This is a genomic window from Micromonospora sp. CPCC 206171 (genome assembly GCF_036906755.1).
GTDB classification, from domain to species: domain Bacteria; phylum Actinomycetota; class Actinomycetes; order Mycobacteriales; family Micromonosporaceae; genus Micromonospora; species Micromonospora purpureochromogenes.
Genome location: NZ_JBAKHT010000016.1, coordinates 22,894 through 42,869, shown reverse-complemented (window position 1 = coordinate 42,869; position 19,976 = coordinate 22,894). Strand labels below are relative to the sequence as shown.

Below are 19,976 nucleotides of genomic sequence, written 5' to 3'. Positions count from 1 at the left end.
CGCTGATGGCAGTTGGCGCGACGATCCAGCTCACCCGCCACATCCGAGTTCCGCACCGTCCGCGAGACCGACAGGGCGCGATTCCGCCAACCTCACCTGCGTAGACACGCCCGACCCCCGTAAAGCCGATGACCTGACCGACCGCCTGCGGAGCAGGCGGAGCGCTGCCGCCGGAGCGACGGCGGGCCAGGCCGGAAGGACCGGTACGCCTATCCCCACCGTTGGACGTAGCCCTGACAGCGCAACATGAGCTACAGCGCCAACGGGAAGCACCCTGTCACATGGCACCAGCGGCCAGATTCCTCGGGTGTGCCGGGCGGACATCACCCGAGGCGCGAGTTGCGTAGATTCGAGGTCCGGAATCACCTCGTGAGGACGATTCGCGGCAATCGCTCCGACCCCAAGGGATGAGGGCAATCCTGACCGAGCGAGGGGCCGGTATCAGCGCACCCTCCCTAAAGATCCACCAGCGTGGCCGACAAAAGTGAACCGAACGGCCGGTTGACGGCGGTGGGACAAGCTCTCCTGCACCAGCACGGACGCAGTGCCGCCGCCGATCGCCCAAGCCTGCTCTGCTTAGGTGCGAATCCGCCCGACGTCGGCGAGGAGATCCACTCCGCCGAAGGTGGCCGGCCTCCGCGGCTTCGGCGACAGCTGCCGCTCCGGTCGGCCCGACGGCCTGAAGAAGAATGGCCTGCGGCGATGCAGCCGCAGGCCATTCTCCTCGCCGTCGCGTTTCCTAGATCCGCTTCACCAGATGGGCCGTCGACACCTTTGGTGTCGCAGTTTCGGGGCGGCCCGTCCCGAGTCGGGGTTGCGGCGCAGCGGACGTGAGATTGCTACCCCACCCGACGGGCGGGGTCGGCGGATACAGGTTGAAGGTGCCGACGACGTCCACCACGAAGTTGGTGTATCCGAAGGCGTTGTGGACGTTGAACTTGTCGTCCTGGCTGATCATCGTCTGGACTGCGTTGGATACGAGCGAGCCTGCCTTGGGATTGAGGCTGGACGTGTTCGGCCGGGGCACCCCGGACGGCCATACCGTCATGACGGTCGTCGAGGTGGGCTTCACCGCGGTGACGTTCGTAGCCAGGCCCCACGTGTCGACGTTCGCGACTGTCCTCGGCGTCGGGACCGCCGCCGTGGCGCCCGGGCCGAGACGCGACGGCCAGCCCTGACCGGTACGCGTATCGGCGATCCGGGTCGGCGTGATCGACTGGAAGCGCAAACCGTTGGGCAGCGACCCGTCGTCGTAGAAGCCGACGATGTCGACGACGATGTGGGTCGGCGCGTGGGTGTAGACGCCGATCGACGGCCAACCCGACGCGCTGCCGCAGTTGGCGCACGGCGTGGTGGGCACGACAGCGAAGTTCGGCACCGTGGCCCCGGTCGAGTAGTTCAACGTGGAGGTGTTGGGCAGGTTGTCGGGGGATCCCTCCCAGGCGGTGAGGAAGCCCGACGAACTCGGCTGCGTCGCCGTGATGCTGACCGCGAACGCCCTGACCCTCGGGTTGATCGTCGATCCCCACGAGGCTGCGGAGTTGATGTAGTGCTCGCGGGGCACCCGACCGGTGCCCCAGGTCCGGGTGTCGGTGATGCGGATCGGCTTGGAGAGCGGGTGGTACTGGCCGCCCATGTAGCCCGAGCAGCATTCGTGGCCCTTGGAGTAGTAGCCGTCGACATCGACGATGATGTGCGTCGAGCCCGCGTGGTTGTAGAACTTCACCTTGCCGTCGGCACCCACCTTGACCGTGACCGAGTTCGCGCCGGTCCACCCCTTCGTGAAGTTCAGGGAGGAAGCGGTCGGGCGGGAGAGGCCGGAGGGGTAGGCGGTGACGAAGCCGTCCATCGTCGGACCGGTGACGGTCACGTTCAGCACCACGGTGGAGGCCTCGGTGGTCACTCCGCCGGATCCGGTGACCTGCAGGCTGACCACCCCGCCGGGCCCGACCATCCGTTTCGGAGCGCCCTTGCCGGTGCGGGTGTCCATGATGCGGTAGGGCGCCACCGGGTAGTAGGTGCCGCGGTCGTCGGGGTAACCGTTGACGCCCAACGAGAGCTGCGTCCTGCCGGCGAAGCTGTTGTCGGGAAGGGTCAGCAGCGCCCCCACCTGCGTCGGTGACGACGGACGGGCGACCGCGGTGACCGAGCAGCTCTGCCCCTTGCTCAGGGTCTTCTGGGAGCAGCCGTCACTGGTGATCTTGAACGAGGAGGCGTTGTCGCCGCCGAGCGTGGCCTGTCCGAAGGTGATCGGGAGGTCGCTCGCGCCGGTGAGCGTCACCGTCTGCGGCGCAGACGTCTCGTACGCCGGCACGTCCCCGAAGCTGAAGTACCCCGGAGCTGCGGTGGCGTCGCGAGGGTCGTAGCCGGTGAGCGAGAGCAGGCGGGTGACCTTGCCGGCGACCGAGTCCTCGACCAGGGTGAGAACCGCGCTCTGCTCGCCGAGGGCCGAGGCCTTCGGCGAGATGCTCAGCTGGCAGGTCTGCCCGTAGTTCAGGGTGTTGCCGGAGCAGGTGTTGGCCGATATCTCGAAGGCTCCAGGGTCCGTCCCCGAGAGGGACGCCGCGCCGAAGGTGGTGGGCACGGTGCCGTTCGCCTCGACGGTGACGTTCTGCGTCCTGCCGCGCATGCCGGCCGGCTGCGCTCCCATCTGAAGTTGGTAGGCCCAGGTGTCGGTTGCCTTGTAGCCGATGCTCGACTGGAAGCGGATCTCGCCCTTGGCACTGCCGCGCCAGCCGCAGGGGACGGAGAACGTGGCGGCGAAGGCGGTGAACCTGCCTGCATCGTCGTATGCCGCCTCCTTGACCTCGATGGTCCCCGGCGTGCTGCTCCAGCCGCAGCTCTGCCCGTCGCCACTGATATTGAGGACGGTGATCGAGTCCTGCGGCGAGAAGTTCGTCGTCGTCTGATACTTCTGGCCGGCCAGGAATCGGGTGCCCTTGGGTGGGGTCACATCCAGGTAGTGCCAGTTCTCTGCCGCGAAGCCGCGCATGACGAGCGCGTAGCCGTTGGCGTTCTGCTGGTAGATCTCGAGACTGTTCCGGGACGGCTCGTAGGAGAAGCTCCCGTCGATGTAGCCCCAGCCGTCGAAGTTCATGGTCAAGGCCGTGTGCGGGGCGGAAGGCACGGTGCTTTCCGCCGCCTGTGCCGCCCCGGCCGGTGCTGTGGAGGTGATGAGAAGTGCGATGGCGCCAGCGATGGCGCCGCGAAGGGTACGCACGAATGCCCCATGATTGTCAGAGACTTGACGCCGAGCATCCGCCCGGGCTCAGGCAGCGTAAATAGCCGAGTGATCTTCGGCAACCGTCAAAACGTCCGTCTGCGACGCGGTCGACGACGGCCTGCCCGTTGGCGAACGCCGCACCAATAGTGCTGCGTTGAACGTTGGTGTTCGCCCGGAATTGTCATTCCTGGCAGCACCCGAGCCTTGGCCCGGTCCGCGCCGAATCGCTTGGGCCGCAGGGGTCCGGCGGGCAGGCCGGGGGCGCGGCGTGGCGGCCGCTGCAGCGCCGACCGTGGGCCCAGCTGGGGCCACCCCGGCCGATGTCGACGAGCCGGTCGACGCCGCCACCGAACTGCTTCAGCCTCTGGACGTGACGGCGGCGATCTTAGGCCCGCTCGCACGCGCGACACGCCTCGCCGCAGATGCGGCAGTGCTCGTGCTTGTCGGCGCACTCGCCCCCGCAGGACTTGCAGGCCGTGGCGCACGCTCCAGCAGGGGCGGCTGATGTTGGCGCCGTAGCCGGTGTGTCGGGACAGCACCCGGGCGGTGGTCGCGCAGATGTCGGCGCAATCCAGGTTCGTCCGGAGGCACGTGGCCAGCTCGGCGGCCATGTCCTCGCTCAGGCAGGCGTCCGCGCACGCCGTGCAGGCCTGGGCGCAGTCGTTAGAGCGTCGATCGCCGCCGCCCTTCGAGCCGCGCGCGGCACCGGCGTGCTGGCCGCCGCCGTCCCCGATCTTCCGATCGGCGGGCCGGCTGCTCACCGACCGGCTGGCCTGGCTCGCGGTGCCTCACCGCGACGATCATCTTCGTCCCGGCGGCGGTCAGCCGGCGCGGTCATCCCGGGATGCTCCGGCAGCCCGGTCGACGAGGGCCTGTGCCACGTCACGGACCTTGCGGTTGGAGTCCTGAGACACCTTCGCCAGAATCGCGAACGCCTCTGCGGGGGTGCACCGGCGTTCGCCCATGATGATGCCCTTGGCCTGCTCGATGACCGCGCGGCTGGCCATCGCCTCCTGCATCTGCCGGGCAAGCGTGGCGGTGCTGTCGTAGAGCTGCGCGTTGGCCAGGGCGACCGCGGCGTACGCGGCGAAGGTCTGCAGGACCTCCACCGTGTCGTCGTCGAAGGTGTGCGGGGTGCGAGCGTAGACGTTGAGTGCTCCGACGACCGCATCCTGGATGGGCAGGCCGATCGACACGGAACTGCCCACTCCCGCCTTCACCCCGCGTTCGGCCCAGTCGGGCCACCGGTCCTCGGCGGCGAGGTCGGGTACGGACATGACGTCGCCGCTGGCGGCCGCGTCCAGGCACGGTCCGCGTCCCTGGGCGTACTGCCGCTCGTCCATGTCGCGGGCCAGGTCTTCGGTGAACGCCGCAGTGTGTGCGGTGCCGTCGCGGACCAGCGTCACCGACACCTCCACCGGTGTGGGCAGGGCACGTTTGGCGAGTTCGGTGACGCGTTGCAGGACATCGTCGAGGCCACCCTCGGTGAGCTTGATGCGGCCGAGTTCGGCGAAGGCGTCCGCAGGGTCCGTGGGCGGGTGGGTCATGGCAGCAGATCCTCACGACCGGCGCGCCGTCACAGAGCAGAACCGGGGTGGGCGCGCGGATGGCAGCCCGCACGTCGCGGACCGCTGCACGGACCCACCAGGGCGGAGCCGGGACCCACGCCGGTTACTTGACGCCGGTTCGCCACAACCGCTGCCGCGGAGGTGGACTACAGCTTCGTCAGAGTACTCGTCTTTCCATCGAGCCTCCCCATCGAGCGCTCCGGTCCGGGCACCACGCGAACCGGAACCCGCTTCTTCAGCGCCCACGGCATCACCGCCCTGCTGCGAACGCAGCGCGCCGCTACCTGCGCCCAGGTCACGCTGACCCTGCGCGAGGCCGCCCCGTGCGTCACCTACCTGCTGGCGGCAACCGGCACCCGGACGAACCTGGGCGCACCGGCAACCGGTGCGAGTCGGTGATCCCCTTCGGACTGGGCAGCATCGGCCGGGGAAGACTGAGCCTGCTCCGCGGCCACGGCGTGTGCCGATGGACGCCGGTTCGTGGCCGAGCACCTGCGCCGGTGGTGGTGCCGTTCCAGGTCTGCGACACTGCGACCGCGTCGACGTCGACGCGGTACGCCAGTTCACCCGCACCTGGTTCGACGACCCCCACTCCGGACGCGCCGAGTGGCAGCCGGCAGGCCGCCCCGGCGCGCCCGGCTGTCTTGTTGTCGGGCGTCAGTCGTGTTCGGGCTCTCCCGTGACACGGTGCGCGGCGGCGTTCAGGACCTCGGAGACCAGCCGGCGGACGTGTCCGCCGCGGGCGGTGTAGAGGGCGCGGCGGCCGTCGCGGCGCACCGTGACCAGCCCGGCCAGGCGCAGCTTGGCCAGGTGCTGCGACACCGCCGGTCTGGCCACGCCGACCGCCGTCACCAGCGTGGTCACGTCGTGCTCACCCTCACTGAGCAGACACATCAGCCGCAGCCGGGTGCCGTCGCCGAGCATCCGCAGCATGTCGACAGCAGCTGCCACCTCGGCGTCACCGGGCCGGCGTTGTTGCCGCTCGTTGGCACCTGCAACGTTGTCGCGTGCGTACATGAGCACATATTATCCGGACGGGATCCGGCGGGGACCGACCCCGCCGAGCCGTGCCCGAGGGAGCCTCAACCCGTGCGGGACCAGCACCAAGACCATGACCACGGCCACGGCCACGACAGCGCGGGCCGACGGCGACACGACGCCGGTCATGACGGCCACGACCGCCGGGACGCGCCGCACGACCACGACCATGACCACGCGCATGGGCGTGGGCCGGGGTCGTGGTGGGACCGGCTGCGGCACACGCTGGTGCCGCACTCGCACGACTCGCGGGCGAAGGTCGACCAGGCCCTCGAATCGTCCCGCGACGGGCTGCGCGCGCTGTGGATCTCCCTCGTTGGCCTCGGGATCACGGCCGCCGCGCAGGCGGTCATCGTGGTCCTGTCCGGGTCGGTGGCGTTGCTCGGGGACACCCTGCACAACGTCGCCGACGCCCTGACCGCGGTGCCGCTGGGCATCGCCTTCCTGCTCGGGCGCCGCGCCGCGACCCGCGCCTACACCTACGGCTACGGCCGCGCCGAGGACCTCGCGGGCATCGTCATCGTCCTGGTCATCGCCGGCTCGGCCGTGGCCGCGGCCTGGACCGCCGTCGACCGGCTGCTGAACCCTGCGCAGGTCACCCACCTGCCCTGGGTGCTAGCCGCCGGGATCGTCGGCTTCGCGGGCAACGAACTCGTCGCCCAGTACCGCATCCGCGTCGGCCGCCGCATCGGCTCCGCCGCGCTGGTCGCCGACGGCCTGCACGCCCGCACCGACGGATACACCTCCCTCGCCGTCGTCGCCGCCGCCCTCGGCGCCTGGGCCGGCTGGACCTGGGCCGACCCTGTCGTCGGCCTGGCCATCGCCGCTGCGATCACCTTCGTGCTCAAGGACGCCGCCCGCGAGGTGTACCGACGTCTCATGGACGCCGTCGACCCGGCCATCGTCGACCAGGCCGAGGACACCCTGCGCGCCGTCGACGGGGTCCGCGATGTCACCGCGGTGCGGCTGCGGTGGATCGGCCACCGCCTGCACGCCGAAGCCGACCTCGTCGTCGACTCGAACCTGACCCTGATCGCCGCGCACGAAATCGCCGCCGACGCCGAACACCAGCTCACCCACGCTGTACCCAGGCTGACCACCGCCACCGTGCACACCGACCCGCACAGCCACCCCGGCGCCCACCACCACACCGACCTGTCCCACCAACGCCGCAGCGCCGAAGCGTAGAACCAAGCCACCGTTTCACGCCCAGCCGCGGACACCGGGTCGTCACACACTCTGCCGAAAGATCTGGTGGCTGACGGCGGTGCTTCGTGTCCGTGCTTCCGGAACACCGCGTATCCCCCCGCCAGATCCGGAGCGAAACCAACGCCCGGCAGGCAACCGCCGGCGGGGGTGCGGCGTGACTAGGGGTACGACCAGGCGGGGAGGGAGGGACGCATGTCAGGCGAGGAGAGCTTTGACGCGTTCTACCGAGGTAGCAGGCAGCGGCTCTACGACTGCCTGTACGCCCTCACGGGCAACGCCGCCGAGGCGCAGGACGTGGTGCACGAGGCGTACGCCCGGGCCTGGCAGCGGTGGTCGACGGTCGGCGAGTACGCCGATCCGGAGGCCTGGGTACGGACGGTCGCCCGCCGCGTCGCGGTGAGTCGCTGGCGGCGGGCCCGTTCGGCGCTGCATGCCTACCGTCGGGCCGGCCCACCGCCGGACGTGCCCGGCCCCAACCCCGACAGCGTCGCGCTGGTCGGCGCGCTCGCCCAGTTGCCGCCCGCTCAGCGGACCGCCTTGGTGCTGCATCACCTGGTCGGTCTGCCGGTGGCCGACGTGGCGCGGGAGACCGGCGTGCCCGAGGGCACCGTGAAGGCCCGCCTGTCCCGCGGCCGGCGAGCGCTCGCCAACCTGCTCGAGGCGACACCTGCGGAGGCGCACAATGTCTGACGGATTCGAGAGCACCTTCGCGCCGCTGCGGGGGCAGCAGCCGCCGGCGCCGTTCGCGTTCCCCGAGGCGGTCCGCCGTCGCGGACGGCAGCGCTCCCAGCGCCAGGCGGTCGTAGCCGGCCTGGCCGTCGTCGCCGTCGCCGTGGCGGGGACGGGGGTTGGCTGGGCCGCGAACCTCGGGCCGGGCGACGGCTCGCCAACCCCCGGCGCCAGCCGGACGACCGTGGCGCCAAGCGGCACCGGGTCGCCGAGCGTGGCGCCGAGCCCGACGACCCCGGCGGCGAGCGCCCCGTCGAGCCCGAACGGCAGCGGCAGGCCCGACCCCGGCGCGGCGGACCTGAGCACCCTCATGCTCCGGCCAGCGGATCTCGGGCCGGGTGCGTGGCGGAAGCAGCTGCCCAGCGAGCCGTTCTCCGGCGACACGTGGCGCTGGGCCGACCTGTGCGCGGCCTACCGCAGCTCCGACTACCCGTCTCTGCGCCGGCAGGCGGACCTCGACTTCACCGGGTACGCCACCGGGTCGGCCGGGTACGTCTACGAACACCTGCACCGGTATGCGGGCGGGTGGGGCCCGCGGGCGCTCGACGACGTACGTCACGTCCTGGCGACCTGCGCCGGCACGGGGACACCGTCGACCGCGCCCGGAAGTCCGGCGCCCCGCAGGTTCACCGTCGTGGGCACCGGCTTCGCCGGGGACGAGGCGCTGCTCGTCCGCGAGGAGCAGTGGAACTACGAGGGTGGGACGCTTGCCGCCGATCCGATCGTGACGCTCGTCGCGGTGGTCCGGGTCGGCGACCTGGTCGGCACCGTGATGTTCTCGCCCGACCGGGACGAGCCGTACGCGCGGATGGTCGCCACGGCGGCGGCGGGCCGGCTCGCGGCGAGGTAGCCGACGGCGGACGCGCGTGACGACAGCTCGGGCGGGCGGGGTGCGCTGCGGCCGGTCAGCTGCCGGAGGTCGCGGCGGCATTCCGCGGTGTGTCGGAGGGTGTCTGGACAGTCACCCGAAGGCACAATCACAGGCGTTGGGGTGAACGGCGGCGTTCCATCGGAGGTGCCTGTTGTTGCGGTGTCCAGGCCGGCTGGCTCGGTGGACGCTGCGTGGCGCTCTCCTGATCGGAGGCGTGGTCGGTCTTTGGGGCTTTCACGAGGCGGTTGCGGATGATGCTGCTCGGGCCGCCGGCTCTGCGGCGTCTTGCCCCCTCGGCAACCTGCTCAGCGTCGGCGAAACCCTCCGTGGCGGCTCCCTGGAATGTGGGCCCTTCTCGCCTACCGGCGCCGGGATGGACAGCCCGTCAGGCGGCGTCGGCGGTGAGATAAGGCTCGCTAGTTGGGGCGAGCTGCCGGGCTTGGACCTACCGGTGCGAATGCCGACGGATGAGGGGTCGGCGGGTGTGCAGCTTGCAGTAGGTCAGGTGGTGGACCAGACGGCAGCCGCCGAGGCCGAAACGGTCGTCGAGGAAGCCACCTCGGCGACGCGTCCCGTGGGCCTGGCGTCGCCCGTTGTGGAAGAGTTCGCCGGGGCAGGCCCGCTGGAACCGGTCGGCACTGTCGTCCGGGCAGTGACCGAGCCGATCGTTGACGTTCTACCGCCCGCTCTGGCGCCGGTGCTCGGCCTGATCCCGCCGATCATCGGCTCACCCGCCGCACCGTCGGCGCCTGCCGTCGACACGCCGCCATCGGTGGATGAGGCACCGCCGGTCGCAACGCCCACCGCGATCGTCCGGCCGCTCCCGCCAATGGCGGCGGTCCACCCGATAGCCCCGCAGGCGACGCGGACGTCCGTGACAGCGAGCGTTGACCCGCGGTCGACGAAGGCGGTCGGAACGAGTCAGGTGCAGTGGGCAGGCGACCTGGTCCATACCCTCGGGTTGACTCAGGGTGCTCCTGCCAACGCCGCCGGCCACGGCTCCGCTGCCGGCGGGACAGGAATCCCGGCTGACGCTGCGCCGCGCTCCTGGGTCCCGGCCCTGCAGCCTGCCGGCGGTTACGTCACCGGATGCGAGAAGCTCGCGAGCCGCTCCGGTCCACCGGACACCAGGCCCGCCTGAGCAACCCCGGCACCCTCACCTCAGGCCGGACAGCCGCGACCGCCATTCGCCCCACACAGGCACCGTCATCAACGCTGCCACCTGGGGTCCGGTCCCGCCTACACGGCCCTGCGGAACCGCTTCTGTCCGTACCACTCCTGGCGTCATCGGCGCGGATCGTGAAAGCCGCGTCCACTTTCGGGCGTCATGACGTCCCAGAACTCTGCACAGCCCGGCGACAACGCCATCGCTGACCAGCCGCATCTGCTAACCGGAGAACCGCGTGACCAACAACCTGCCCGTCTGCCGCGCCCATTGGCACGACATCCCCCACATCGTCGATCTTGTCGTCGGCCCCTTCGCCGACAGCGCGATCGGCGCATGGCTCGTACCTGACGAACACCGTCGGCGGGACATCCTCAGCGCCGTCGTCCGCGTCTGGACCGAACACGCTCTGCTGTTCGGCGAGGCCTTTCTCCTGCAGGACAATTCCGCCGCCTCCGTGTGGCTGCACCGTTACGGTCCCCTCTCACCGCCAACCGCGTACGGCGAGCGGCTCGCCGTCGCCTGCGGCGAATACGTGGACCGCTTCCTGCACCTCGACGACGTTCTGCACACGCACCGACCCCGCGGCCCGCACAACCACCTGGCGTTCTTCACCGTCGCGCCAAAGCCGTACCGGGTCAGGCGTGCCAGCACCCTGCTCGCCACCAGCAACGCTCGAATGGCCCAGGCGCTGCTGCCCACCTATACGGAGGTGACAACCCTCGCCGACCGAGACCTGTACGCACGGCACGGCTACGTCCCCCTCGAGCCCTTCACTCTCCCGGACGGCAGCGCCACCTATCCCATGTGGCGCACCCCAAGGCGGCGTCGGCCCCGCGACCGTTCACTCACCCCACCCACCCGCCCGGACGAGCCGGCCCCCGCCCTGAACGACCTGCCGATCCGGCTCATCCTCGACACCTCCGCCATCCTCGCGTTCGCCGAGGGCTCGACCGCCGTGGGCGAGGCGATCGCCAAGGTCGCCGACGAGGGCCGCCTCTTCGGGCTACCCGTGATGTGCCTGGCCGAGGCAGCCCGATCAGTCACCGACACCGACCGGCTCGACCTCCTGGTCAACCACCCGGCCGCGGCGGTGCTGACCGTTGACCCGCTCCAGTGGAAAACCCTCGCCGCCACCCACCGCGCGGTCGGCCGGCTCGACACTGCGGGCGCCTTACTCGCGGCAGCGGGCAACGACTGCAGGGTTCTGACCGGGCAGTAGCGGGACCGACCTCAGCAGGCGAACCATCAGCTCAACGAATGGCAGGGGAGCGGGACCACCCTCCGGAGGGCGGGATCGGACATGGGGAGGGCCGGACGAGACCGCAGGGAGGTCTGGGAGCAACGGTCCCGTCCGGCCGAAGAGATGGCGTTCGACCGTCTCCCAGGGACAGCGCTTGTTTGTCACTCGCCGTTACAGCCACAAGGTGGTGAGGCAAGCCGGTAGCGGTTGGAGGTGGACAGCCGCCATGCGCATGCAGACCTGCATATGTCGAACGACAGCAGTACGAGAAGCGCCCCCGACATGTTCGATCGGTTTCTCGGCTGGCCCGCCCGACACAGCCGCTCCTACGACCGAGACCGGCTCGCCGCAGGCCCAGGCGGCATGACCATGAGCGGCACCGCCGTCGTCACCTTGCAGGGGCTGCTGACTGTCGCACGATCGGGTGCCTCTGGCACGGCGCCGGCTACGGTGGTGCCGGTCGGTGAGCACGGATGACCCGCAATGTGGCGCGGAGGGGGTGACCCGATGCGCCCAGCGCGGTAGCTGAGATCTCCAATTGGGTCACCAACCTTGTAGCATGCGGCGGACGACGGCCGGCAGCCGGAGCGCCAGCTCTGGTACGACTCGGCGGACGGCACCGCCGGGCTGCCGCGGCGCCGGTCAGGCCGGGGCCGGAGTGAGAGAGGAACCTGCTCGGCGTGTTCCAGGAACCGGACCGAACCCAGATGACCGGCGGAAATTCAATTGGCGGGGCGCCAGGCGCCGACCCGCCGGAGGCGTGGGACGCGGAGCTGGCCAGGGCGGTGCGGCACGTCGCCGTGTTCCGCACCGGGTTCTACGTTGTCGTGCTGCTGATCGCGCTCGGCGGCCAGGTGTCCGGGGCGATGGAACGGCTCGGCATGCCCTGGTATGTGGCCCTTCCCGCCGTTGGCGCGTTGGAGTTGGGCGGCGTCGTGGTGCTGGCGAACGCCGACGTACGGCGTCGACTGGGCGAACCGGCGATCCTTTCCCGCGTGTTGTCGGCCGGTATCGCCACCGCCGCGGTCGCCTTCAACTGGCTGGCGCACAGCAACCATCTCGAAGGCGGTTTCTACGCGGGCATGTCCCTGCTCGGTTATCTGGTGTGGCTGATGAACACCGAGAACCAGCGGCGGGACCGGCTGCGCGCCAGGCGGCAGCTGCCGCCCACGACGCCGGCGTATGAACCGGTCGGGCACTGGTTGCGACACCCGTGGCTGACCCGCCGTGCTCGCTCGCTGGCCAAGGCCGACCCCGGCCTCGGGCTGTACGGCTCGCTCGACGCGGCCCGCGCGCAGATTCGCGCCGAGCGGCGGCAGGCGGCGCTGAGCAAGGTGTTGCACCGCAAGATCAGCCGAGCGCTGGACGCCACCACCGCGGACATCGCCGTGGCGGTGTACGACCTCGACGAGATCGCCCGGCGGCTGGCCGAGCAGGCGGACTACGACGGGCTCACCGCGCTGATCGCCGCCGATCTGGCACCTGCGCGCGTGCTGGCCGGGAACCTGCCGACGGGCGGCCGCCGCCGGCGGTGGCGTCGGACCGGTCAACCCGACCCCGTCGCGCTAGCCTCCGCCGCGCGGCTGCTCGCCGACGCGCCGGACCCGGTCACGGACGCGGTCCCCGTAGCCCCTGCGGCGGACGCGGCCTCCGGCGGCTCGGCGCGGCCAGAGTCGGCCGGGAACGCCGTTGAGCAGGCGGACGCCACCGAGCAGGCGGGAGACGGTGCCGAACAACCGGGATCGGAGCGATCTCGGGCGGCGACGCCGGACCGTACCGTCCGGCAGTTGGAGCGGGCCGAAAGCACGGGCCAGCTCACCTCGACCACGGATCAGGCCGACCCGCCCCGCGCCTCGGACTGGGCGGCGCTGCACGCGGAAATCGCCCCCCTCCTGCCGGCAGCCGCACCGCGAAGAACGGCACGCAACACAGCAGGCCGGTCGGCCACCAGCCGGGCGGAGGCACCGTCGACCACGGACGCACCAGGCTCCGTCGCGGAGCCGGTCGACACCGCGCCGCCGGCAACGACCCGCAGCACGGCAGCGATGGCGCCGACCGCGACGGGACGGGCACGTGTCGCCCGAGTCGCCGACCCGGCGGACGACCCGGGGCCGATCGCGGCAGCCACGCGAGAGCTACCCCTGGTGGTCGGGCGGGACCTGCCGGACCTGGTAGACACCGCGGCGAGCCGTACCGCACCACCGGTCGCGACCCCCGACACCGGGGAAGGGGCCACCGAGCAACTCTCGGCTCCGCGACCGCGGCAGCGCCCGGTAAGACGACGCGGCCCGGCGACCGGGCTCGGAGACCGTCCGGCGTCGGTCGAGCACCCGGTCAGGTGAGGCCGATCGGCCCTGGCCGGAAGGTCCTCAACGGCCTGATCAACGAACACTCCCCGGCCGCGAAGCTGAAACCGGGGTTCTCGAGCGGTTTTCCGGTCTTGGAACCGGCGAGGACCTGCTTTGGTAACGGCGCGCCAGATGGGCCTGCAGCTCACGGTGCCGGAACTGATAGACCATCCCGGCCTGCCGGACGACCTTGAGATCGTGCGCGCTGCGCAGCAGGCCGGCCACCGACCGGCTGCCCGCACCCGTCCCGCGGGCCGCCAGGGGAGCGAGCAACAGCAGGACGGCTGGCCCCATTCCCAGGAAGAGACCGAGCAGTAGGCCGAGCCCCGGCCCGAAACGGATGCCGTAGTCGCTGGCATCGTCGAACTGACCGCACAGGGTGAGGAACACCGACACGGCGGGCATGGCGACGGCCACGACGATGCCGGTGCGCAGCAGGTCGGAGCGATAGCTGCTGACAGGAGTCATCGTCGGTGAGTCGACCAGCGGACGCGACCAGATGGCGAGGAGGCCACGGTCGCGGGGACCGAGGTCTCCGCCGAAGAGGCCGAGCATGAAGAAGCCCGTCCCGATGGTGGCCCCCGCGGCTACGCCGCGGACCAGTCCGACCCCGATGCCGAACGGGAGGCCGACGGTGAAGGCCTGACCGAGTACGTGGGTGGCCTCGGCGCGGTCCGGCCAGCGGACTCGTAGGCGCGCCGGACCGGTCCGCGATGCCATGAACCGGTTGAACGACAGGCCGCCGTAGACGCCGCCGACACCGAGCCCGAGCATCCAGGCGGCAACGGTCATGACTGACGGAGGTTGGCGCACGGCCAAGTCCCCTAGGAGCGCGAGGATGCTGGCGAGCGCCCCTGCCGTGATCGTGCAGACGCCGGCGAGCCGGTCCGGCGACACCCAGGCCGGGATCTTCCACCAGTGCAGGTCCGAGTTGTCTCGCAGATGGAAGGCGGTCCACTCGAGCAACGCTAGGCCGCGGCGTCGCTCCCGCTGCATCCGCCACCGGGCCGCTGCCGTGACCTTGCGCCTCGGCCCGCCCGTGGTCGCACGCCGGTGCGCCTCCTGACGTGCCAATTCATCGGGATCGGCGGGATAGGCGCGGTGCAGGAAGAGTTCGATGACGTCGTTGCGGATCGCGGTGTCGGACGTCGCCTTTAGCAGGTCGCGGGGATCGTGGCAGGCCGGCAGCGGCCAGGCATACGCAGCCAGGGCCAGCGACACGATCAGCGGTGTGTCGAGAGCGGAGGCCACAAGCCCATTCGGATGGTCGCGCAGGTGGGCGGCCACTTGCGCCCAGGCGGTCGATTCGTCGCCGGTGTGCCGCCGGGTGACGTAGGCGGCGACGGTTTCGGCGTCCAGCGGTTGCAGTTGCACCACCACCGGCGCCGGGATGCGGCTGCCGGGGATCCTTGGCCGTACGTAGCCGTCCGGGCGGGCCGTGACGACGATCCGGAGTCCGGCCCGGACTTCCCGGGCGGCGGCGGTCATGGCCTTGTCTCGCAGGTCGTCGGGCATCTCGTCGAGGCCGTCGAGGAACAGCGCGACCGCCCCGCGTTCGATCAACTGCTGCGCCATCCCGGGTCCGAAGTTACGGTCGTTGCCCAGCGCCGGGAGCATCCACTCAAGCGCTTCCGCGGCGAGCTGCCGCAATGGTCGTACGTCGGGATTCCAGCCGCCGACCGTGATCCAGACCGGAACCGGCAGGCGTCTCGGGGTGCCGCCCCGGGCGAGGTCGCGGCGCAGCCGCGCCTCGCGGTCCTGCAGGGCCGCAAGCAGAAGCAGCAGCATAGCCGCCGACTTGCCGGTGCCCTTCTGGCCAAGGAGAACCAGCAGCGTCGAGCGAGGGAGTAGGTCGTAGACCCGTTCATAGAGCCGGTTGACGACGCCGTGCGCCGGAGGACGCGCCTTGGCCGGGAAGTCGTCTCGTGAGCGGGACCGTTTCGGATCCCATGCCCAGGCGACCGGGATCGGATCGGCAGGATCGAGGTCGTGGACGGCGGCTTCCGGCAGCCACTCGGCGAGGCTGCGTTCGGCGAGGGCATCGGCCGCTGCGTCCAGCGGGACCTTGTCGGCCGTGACCGCGAAGGACGGCGAACGGCGGTCGATGAGCGTGAGCGTCAGCGCGACCAGGGCGACCAGCAGGCTCGCCACGCTGGCGATCTGGTCCGCGATGCTCAGGGGCTCCTTCTGATGTGTCACGTACCAGCCGCCCGCGGTGAGACCGGCGAGGATCAACAGGGGTACAAGGACGGGCGGTCGCCGACGATCTTCATTGAGTGGCACCGATCAAGCATCCCGGCTACGCCGCACCGAGCCCAGAAATACCACCCGTCGCTTTGCCGACAGCCGGCCCTGCGCTTGTGCGCCCACCCGCATCAAGCAGTGTCATCGCAGCGGGACGAGGTCAGGCTGATCATGTTCCGGCTGTGCCAGCGCGGCGGGGACCGCAGGGAGGCCCGGGGAGCATTCCTCACCCTCGCCTGCGCCATCATCTGCTGGCGCTGACCCCCAACGCTCAAAGAGTTAAGGAGCGCTCATGGGGCTCACGTGTCCGCCTCGCGGCCTGACGCGAATCGCGCCCTGACAGGGCTGGCGCGCTGCGACACTCGGTCGGTGGCTGGCAAGCGGTGGGTGGAGCGGCTGGGGCCGGCCGTCGCGGTGGCCCCCGGCACCCGCGTTGACCGGTTCGAGATCTTCTTCGACCTGGTCTTCGTCTTCTCGTTTTTCATCATCACCCGGGCCACCGCGGTGAACATCACCGGCGACAGTCTGCTGCACGCCATGCTGGTCCTCGCCGTGCTCTGGTGGTGCTGGGTGGTGCACACGGTGGTCGCGACCCGGGTCCGGCTCGGCGTGGGCTTCGTCCCGGCGCTGATGGTCATCGGGATGGCCGCACTGTTCTGCTTCGCGCTGTCCCTGCCGCAGGCGTTTGGTAACCCGGTGCAGTTGGCTGTCGGGCCGGTGGTGCTCGCGGTGAGCTACCTGGTGCTCCGCGGCGTGCACCTGCTGCTGTACTGGCACGTCGCCGGGGAGAGACCCGGCGAGCGTCGCCTGTTGCTGAAGTACTCACCCGAGCTGGTGATGAGCACCCTCCTGCTGCTGGGTGCCGCGTTGATCCCGCCGCTGATCGACGATCGGGGGCGGGCCGACATGGTGCGCGACGGGCTCTGGATCGCCGTCGTCCTGTTGCAGTACAGCGCCGGGCTGGTCGCCAACACGTGGGGCTGGGTGCTGACCTCCGCCGAGCACTGGACCGAACGGTACGATTTCATCCTCATCATTGCCCTGGGCGAGTCGATCATCTCCGTCGGCGTCGGCGGCAACCTGCTCGGTGAGCCGGTCACCTGGCGGGGCGTCACCGCCGCGGTGCTCGGCATCTTCTTCACCGCCGCCCTGTGGTGGACGCACTTCGACATCATCGCTCCGGCCGCCCGGATCGCGCAGCACGCGGCGCAGGGGCGCTCCCGGGTCGTCATGGCGCGGGACGCCTACGCGTACTCCCAGCTCGTCATGATCGGTGGGATCATCCTGTTCGCCCTCGGAGCGGAGGAGATCGTGCGGCAGATCGCGGACCGCTCGATCAACCTCGCCGAGTCGACGCACGGCCCGGGGGTGCCCCTGCTGTTCGGCGGGGTGATCTGCTACCTCTGCGGCGGGATGCTGTTCCAACTGCGGACCCTCGGCACGCTCTCCTGGACCCGCGTCGGCACCGTGCTCGTACTCGCGGCCGCCATCCCCCTCGCCACACACCTCCCCGCACTGGCGGCGCTCAGCCTGCTGACCGCCATTTGCATCGGGCTGGTCGCAACCGAGATGGCAGTCATGGCCGACGCCCGCCGAGCCCTGCACAAGGCGGTCTTCGAGGAAAAGACCAGCTACGAGAAGCACGAGGCCGAATGGCGGGCCCGCTGGCACGAAGAAGCCCCCGACGAGAAGCCCCGCTGAGGAGCTACTTCCCAACGTGTGTGGGAGAAACGGTCGGCCGCCTGCCGGGCGATGTAGAGGTGGGGATCGCGGCGGGTTAGGTGATGGGGTTCATGGGCGGTTGCTGGTCAGGATGGCTGAGGGTGGTGGCTCGTGTAGCCGCCGCCGTAGCTCGGCGGCGTGGTGGGAGTCGATCATCATGACGGCGGCGGTGGCGGCCGTCAGGATGGTCAGCGCCCACAGCGGCGGCAGTGGGCTGGTCACCGGCGCGAGGATCGCCACCAGCAGGATTCCGGTGGCCCGGATCCAGCGGATCTGGTGCCGGGTGCGCCACCAGAATGCCTGGTTGGCGAGGAGATAGACGAGCACTCCGGCGAAGAGGATGGCGTGCCCCAGCGGGGTACGCGCCGGTCCTGACGGGTCGCTGACCACGTCGAGGGTCTTCCGTATGCCGAAGGCGAGCAGCATCAGCCCGACGATCATGGGCAGGTGCAGGTAGGCGTATGCGTCGCGGGCCAGCGTGGCCCGCCGGTTGCCGGTCCGGTCTTGCATGACGCGCTCTCCGACGATGGCGTCCGTGTCGAAGTACGCCCACCAGAGCGTGGCCAGCAGGACCATGCTGGTGGCGCTGGCGACGATCACCGACCAGGAAATCGCGCGGCCAAAGACGGCCACCCCCGTCGAAATGATCGACTCGCCCAGTGCGATGAGGATGATCAGGGCGTACCGGTCGGTCCAGTGTTTGGCCGAACTCACCTGCCAGAACCGCTGGACGATGAGGTAGCCCCCGGCGAGGTCGACGACGATGGCCGCCAGCCAGAGGCTCGCCACGAGCGAGCTCAGCTCATCCGGGGCATGCGGCCGCGAGGAAGCCAGCGCGGCGAGCAACAACAGGACGAGCGCGGCCACCGTCGGAACGCTCGCCCGCAGCATCCGGGCGTGTGGTGCCCGGTCCGGGCGGACGACCAGCCGGAGCGCGATCAGGTGCAGCACGCGCAGCGCGATGTAGCAGACCACGACGATCATCGGACCGGGCAGGCCGTCGGGTACAACGTCGAACGCCTGTGGGATAGCGATGCCGATCGTTAGGGTCAGCGCCACGACCAGCAGGACACTCAACCGGACGGGGATGGACTCGCTTCGAAGGACATTCCCTAGCTGGGTGTAGAGGGACCAGGCGACCCACAGCAGGCTGAGCACGGCCAGGGCCTGGGCGACACCGGCCCCGGTGGGGTGCCGGGTCATCAACACGGTGACCTGGATGAACGTGTAGACGACCACCAGATCGAGGAAGAGTTCCTTTGGTGTGACCCCGGTGGTGGCGGCATGGACCGCCGCCTCCGCCGCCTGCCTGTGCAGCAAGTGATGCCGCCGGCGGAAGACGGTGAGGTCGGCCAGGACCATACTGGTGAGAACGGCGGCGAGCAGCCCCACCGCCCCCACTGGCGGCAGGCGGACCGCGACCGGAGCCAAGGCGGTCACCAGGACGATCCCCAGCAACGGGCTACGACCCAGCAGGCGGATGGTGCGGTGCTCGAGGGCCACCATCCCGAGCAGGTAGACCAGGACACCTCCGTAGAGGACGAGTGTGTTCAGCTGGTCCCACCGGTACGCGGTGGCGGGTTCGACCGAACTCAACGCGCGTTTGAGCCCCAGCGCGATGAGGACGAGACCGATGATCATGACGACGTGCAGGACGCTGTACGCGTCCCGGCCGAGTCGGGACCTGCTGGCTGCCGGCCACCGCTGCAGCGCCTGCTCGGCGGCGAATCCGGCGATGTCGAAGTAGCGCCACCAGAGCACTGCCACGACGACGAGGCTCAGGGTGGAGCCCCCGATCACCGACCAGGTGATCGGTGGGTCACCGATGAGGCCACGGGCAGTGCCGATCGAGATGATCGTCTCGCCCAACGCGATGAGCACGACCAGCCGGTGCCGCTCGGCCCAGTGCGCGACGGACACGATCCGCCAGTTGTCCGCACCGAGCGCCCGCACGCCGACGAAATCGACGACGGTGGCGGCGAAGAACAGGGCCAGTTGGACGGACCCACCGTCGACGCCCGCCGGCAGGTGGCGAGGCAGCAGCGCACCGGACAGGAGCAGGACCGCGCCGCCGGAGAACGGCAACCATGCGCGTAGAAGGGATCCTCGGGTCCCACCCGAAACGGTGTACGTCAACATCAGTAGCGCGCCGAGCTGGGCCAGCAGGAAGGCGACGACGAAGATCAACGGCCCGAACAAGCCACCTGGTCGATCGGTGAAGATCACCGGTGTGGCGATCCCGATCAACAGGATGGTCGCCGCCACCCCGAAGATGAGCGGCCGCATGATTCCCTGGTCCAACCTGACGAGGTTGCCGAGCACGGTGTACGAGCTCCAGCACCGCCAGAGCAACAGGACCACCAGCACGCCCTGGAACAGGCCCTCGATCCGGAAGTTCTCCGCCACGAGGTCCGTCACGCTCAGGAACGCGTAAACGAACACCAGGTCGAGGAACAGCTCCAACCGGGTCACCCCGGGGCCCCCGGGGGATAGTTGAATCCCCCCGAGGAATCGCGCGCGACGCTCACCGGAATGCCGCGCCAACCGGCTCCTGGTCACCTCCCCCACTCTGCCAAGCGGTAGGCGGACGGAGGCCGAATTCAGCCAGCCCGCACG

The 19,976-nt window shown here is 70.3% G+C and carries 15 protein-coding genes; 10 read left to right on the top strand and 5 right to left on the bottom strand.

Features of this window, described 5'->3' with window-relative positions; genetic code table 11:
* Window positions 1–739 precede the first annotated feature (739 nt).
* Window positions 740–3,220, bottom strand: a complete 2,481-nt coding sequence (locus V6U89_RS18875) for a choice-of-anchor D domain-containing protein (RefSeq protein ID WP_334572596.1) — start codon at window positions 3,218–3,220, stop codon at window positions 740–742.
* A gap of 824 nt (window positions 3,221–4,044) precedes the next feature.
* Window positions 4,045–4,770 carry a GAF and ANTAR domain-containing protein gene (locus V6U89_RS18870; RefSeq protein WP_334572595.1) on the bottom strand — a complete coding sequence of 242 codons (726 nt, stop codon included), beginning with the start codon at window positions 4,768–4,770 and terminating at the stop codon, window positions 4,045–4,047.
* 162 nt (window positions 4,771–4,932) lie between these two features.
* On the opposite strand from V6U89_RS18870, the gene V6U89_RS18865 reads away from it, so the two are divergent.
* The gene (locus tag V6U89_RS18865) at window positions 4,933–5,190 is read left to right on the top strand and encodes a hypothetical protein (protein ID WP_334572593.1); all 258 of its coding nucleotides are present in this window, start codon (window positions 4,933–4,935) and stop codon (window positions 5,188–5,190) included.
* Between the two features lie 258 nt (window positions 5,191–5,448).
* Here the strand turns inward: V6U89_RS18865 and V6U89_RS18860 are convergent, their stop codons facing one another.
* The gene (locus tag V6U89_RS18860; RefSeq protein ID WP_334572592.1) at window positions 5,449–5,808 is read right to left on the bottom strand and encodes an ArsR/SmtB family transcription factor; all 360 of its coding nucleotides are present in this window, start codon (window positions 5,806–5,808) and stop codon (window positions 5,449–5,451) included.
* A 234-nt stretch (window positions 5,809–6,042) separates the two neighbouring features.
* Here V6U89_RS18860 and V6U89_RS18855 point away from each other — a divergent pair, with 234 nt between their 5' ends.
* The 7 genes from V6U89_RS18855 to V6U89_RS18825 all read left to right on the top strand — a co-directional run bounded on the left by V6U89_RS18855 (window position 6,043) and on the right by V6U89_RS18825 (window position 13,388).
* Window positions 6,043–7,017 (top strand): cation diffusion facilitator family transporter, encoded by a 975-nt coding sequence (locus V6U89_RS18855; RefSeq protein ID WP_334572742.1) that lies wholly within the window; start codon window positions 6,043–6,045, stop codon window positions 7,015–7,017.
* A gap of 213 nt (window positions 7,018–7,230) precedes the next feature.
* The gene (locus V6U89_RS18850; protein WP_334572591.1) at window positions 7,231–7,728 is read left to right on the top strand and encodes an RNA polymerase sigma factor; all 498 of its coding nucleotides are present in this window, start codon (window positions 7,231–7,233) and stop codon (window positions 7,726–7,728) included.
* Window positions 7,721–8,617, top strand: coding sequence for a hypothetical protein (locus tag V6U89_RS18845; RefSeq protein ID WP_334572590.1), 897 nt, complete (start codon window positions 7,721–7,723; stop codon window positions 8,615–8,617). The genes V6U89_RS18850 and V6U89_RS18845 overlap by 8 nt, the downstream gene beginning before the upstream one ends.
* Before the next feature lie 526 nt (window positions 8,618–9,143).
* Complete coding sequence (locus tag V6U89_RS18840) at window positions 9,144–9,779, top strand: hypothetical protein (protein ID WP_334572589.1); 636 nt, start codon at window positions 9,144–9,146, stop codon at window positions 9,777–9,779.
* A 262-nt stretch (window positions 9,780–10,041) separates the two neighbouring features.
* Window positions 10,042–11,025 (top strand): hypothetical protein, encoded by a 984-nt coding sequence (locus V6U89_RS18835; RefSeq protein WP_334572587.1) that lies wholly within the window; start codon window positions 10,042–10,044, stop codon window positions 11,023–11,025.
* Between the two features lie 234 nt (window positions 11,026–11,259).
* Window positions 11,260–11,523, top strand: coding sequence for a hypothetical protein (locus tag V6U89_RS18830; RefSeq protein ID WP_334572585.1), 264 nt, complete (start codon window positions 11,260–11,262; stop codon window positions 11,521–11,523).
* Between the two features lie 203 nt (window positions 11,524–11,726).
* Complete coding sequence (locus V6U89_RS18825) at window positions 11,727–13,388, top strand: hypothetical protein (RefSeq protein WP_334572584.1); 1,662 nt, start codon at window positions 11,727–11,729, stop codon at window positions 13,386–13,388.
* Between the two features lie 39 nt (window positions 13,389–13,427).
* Here V6U89_RS18825 and V6U89_RS18820 read toward each other — a convergent pair whose 3' ends face one another.
* Window positions 13,428–15,677: a hypothetical protein gene (locus V6U89_RS18820; RefSeq protein ID WP_334572583.1), complete on the bottom strand. Its 2,250-nt coding sequence runs from the start codon at window positions 15,675–15,677 to the stop codon at window positions 13,428–13,430.
* Between the two features lie 99 nt (window positions 15,678–15,776).
* Between V6U89_RS18820 and V6U89_RS18815 the strand changes: the two genes are divergently transcribed.
* On the top strand, window positions 15,777–15,899 hold the full coding sequence (locus V6U89_RS18815; RefSeq protein ID WP_334572582.1) for a hypothetical protein: 123 nt from the start codon (window positions 15,777–15,779) through the stop codon (window positions 15,897–15,899).
* 108 nt (window positions 15,900–16,007) lie between these two features.
* The gene (locus tag V6U89_RS18810; protein ID WP_334572581.1) at window positions 16,008–17,339 is read left to right on the top strand and encodes a low temperature requirement protein A; all 1,332 of its coding nucleotides are present in this window, start codon (window positions 16,008–16,010) and stop codon (window positions 17,337–17,339) included.
* Window positions 17,340–17,429: 90 nt separating this feature from the next.
* Here V6U89_RS18810 and V6U89_RS18805 read toward each other — a convergent pair whose 3' ends face one another.
* Complete coding sequence (locus tag V6U89_RS18805) at window positions 17,430–19,832, bottom strand: low temperature requirement protein A (RefSeq protein ID WP_334572580.1); 2,403 nt, start codon at window positions 19,830–19,832, stop codon at window positions 17,430–17,432.
* Window positions 19,833–19,976: the final 144 nt, after the last annotated feature.

Bases quoted from the DNA above. Each gene is read 5' to 3' on its own strand.
- V6U89_RS18870 (WP_334572595.1), bottom strand. From the start codon at position 4,770: ATGACCCACCCGCCCACGGACCCTGCGGACGCCTTCGCCGAACTCGGC.
- V6U89_RS18860 (WP_334572592.1), bottom strand. From the start codon at position 5,808: ATGTACGCACGCGACAACGTTGCAGGTGCCAACGAGCGGCAACAACGC.
- V6U89_RS18850 (WP_334572591.1), top strand. From the start codon at position 7,231: ATGTCAGGCGAGGAGAGCTTTGACGCGTTCTACCGAGGTAGCAGGCAG.
- V6U89_RS18845 (WP_334572590.1), top strand. From the start codon at position 7,721: ATGTCTGACGGATTCGAGAGCACCTTCGCGCCGCTGCGGGGGCAGCAG.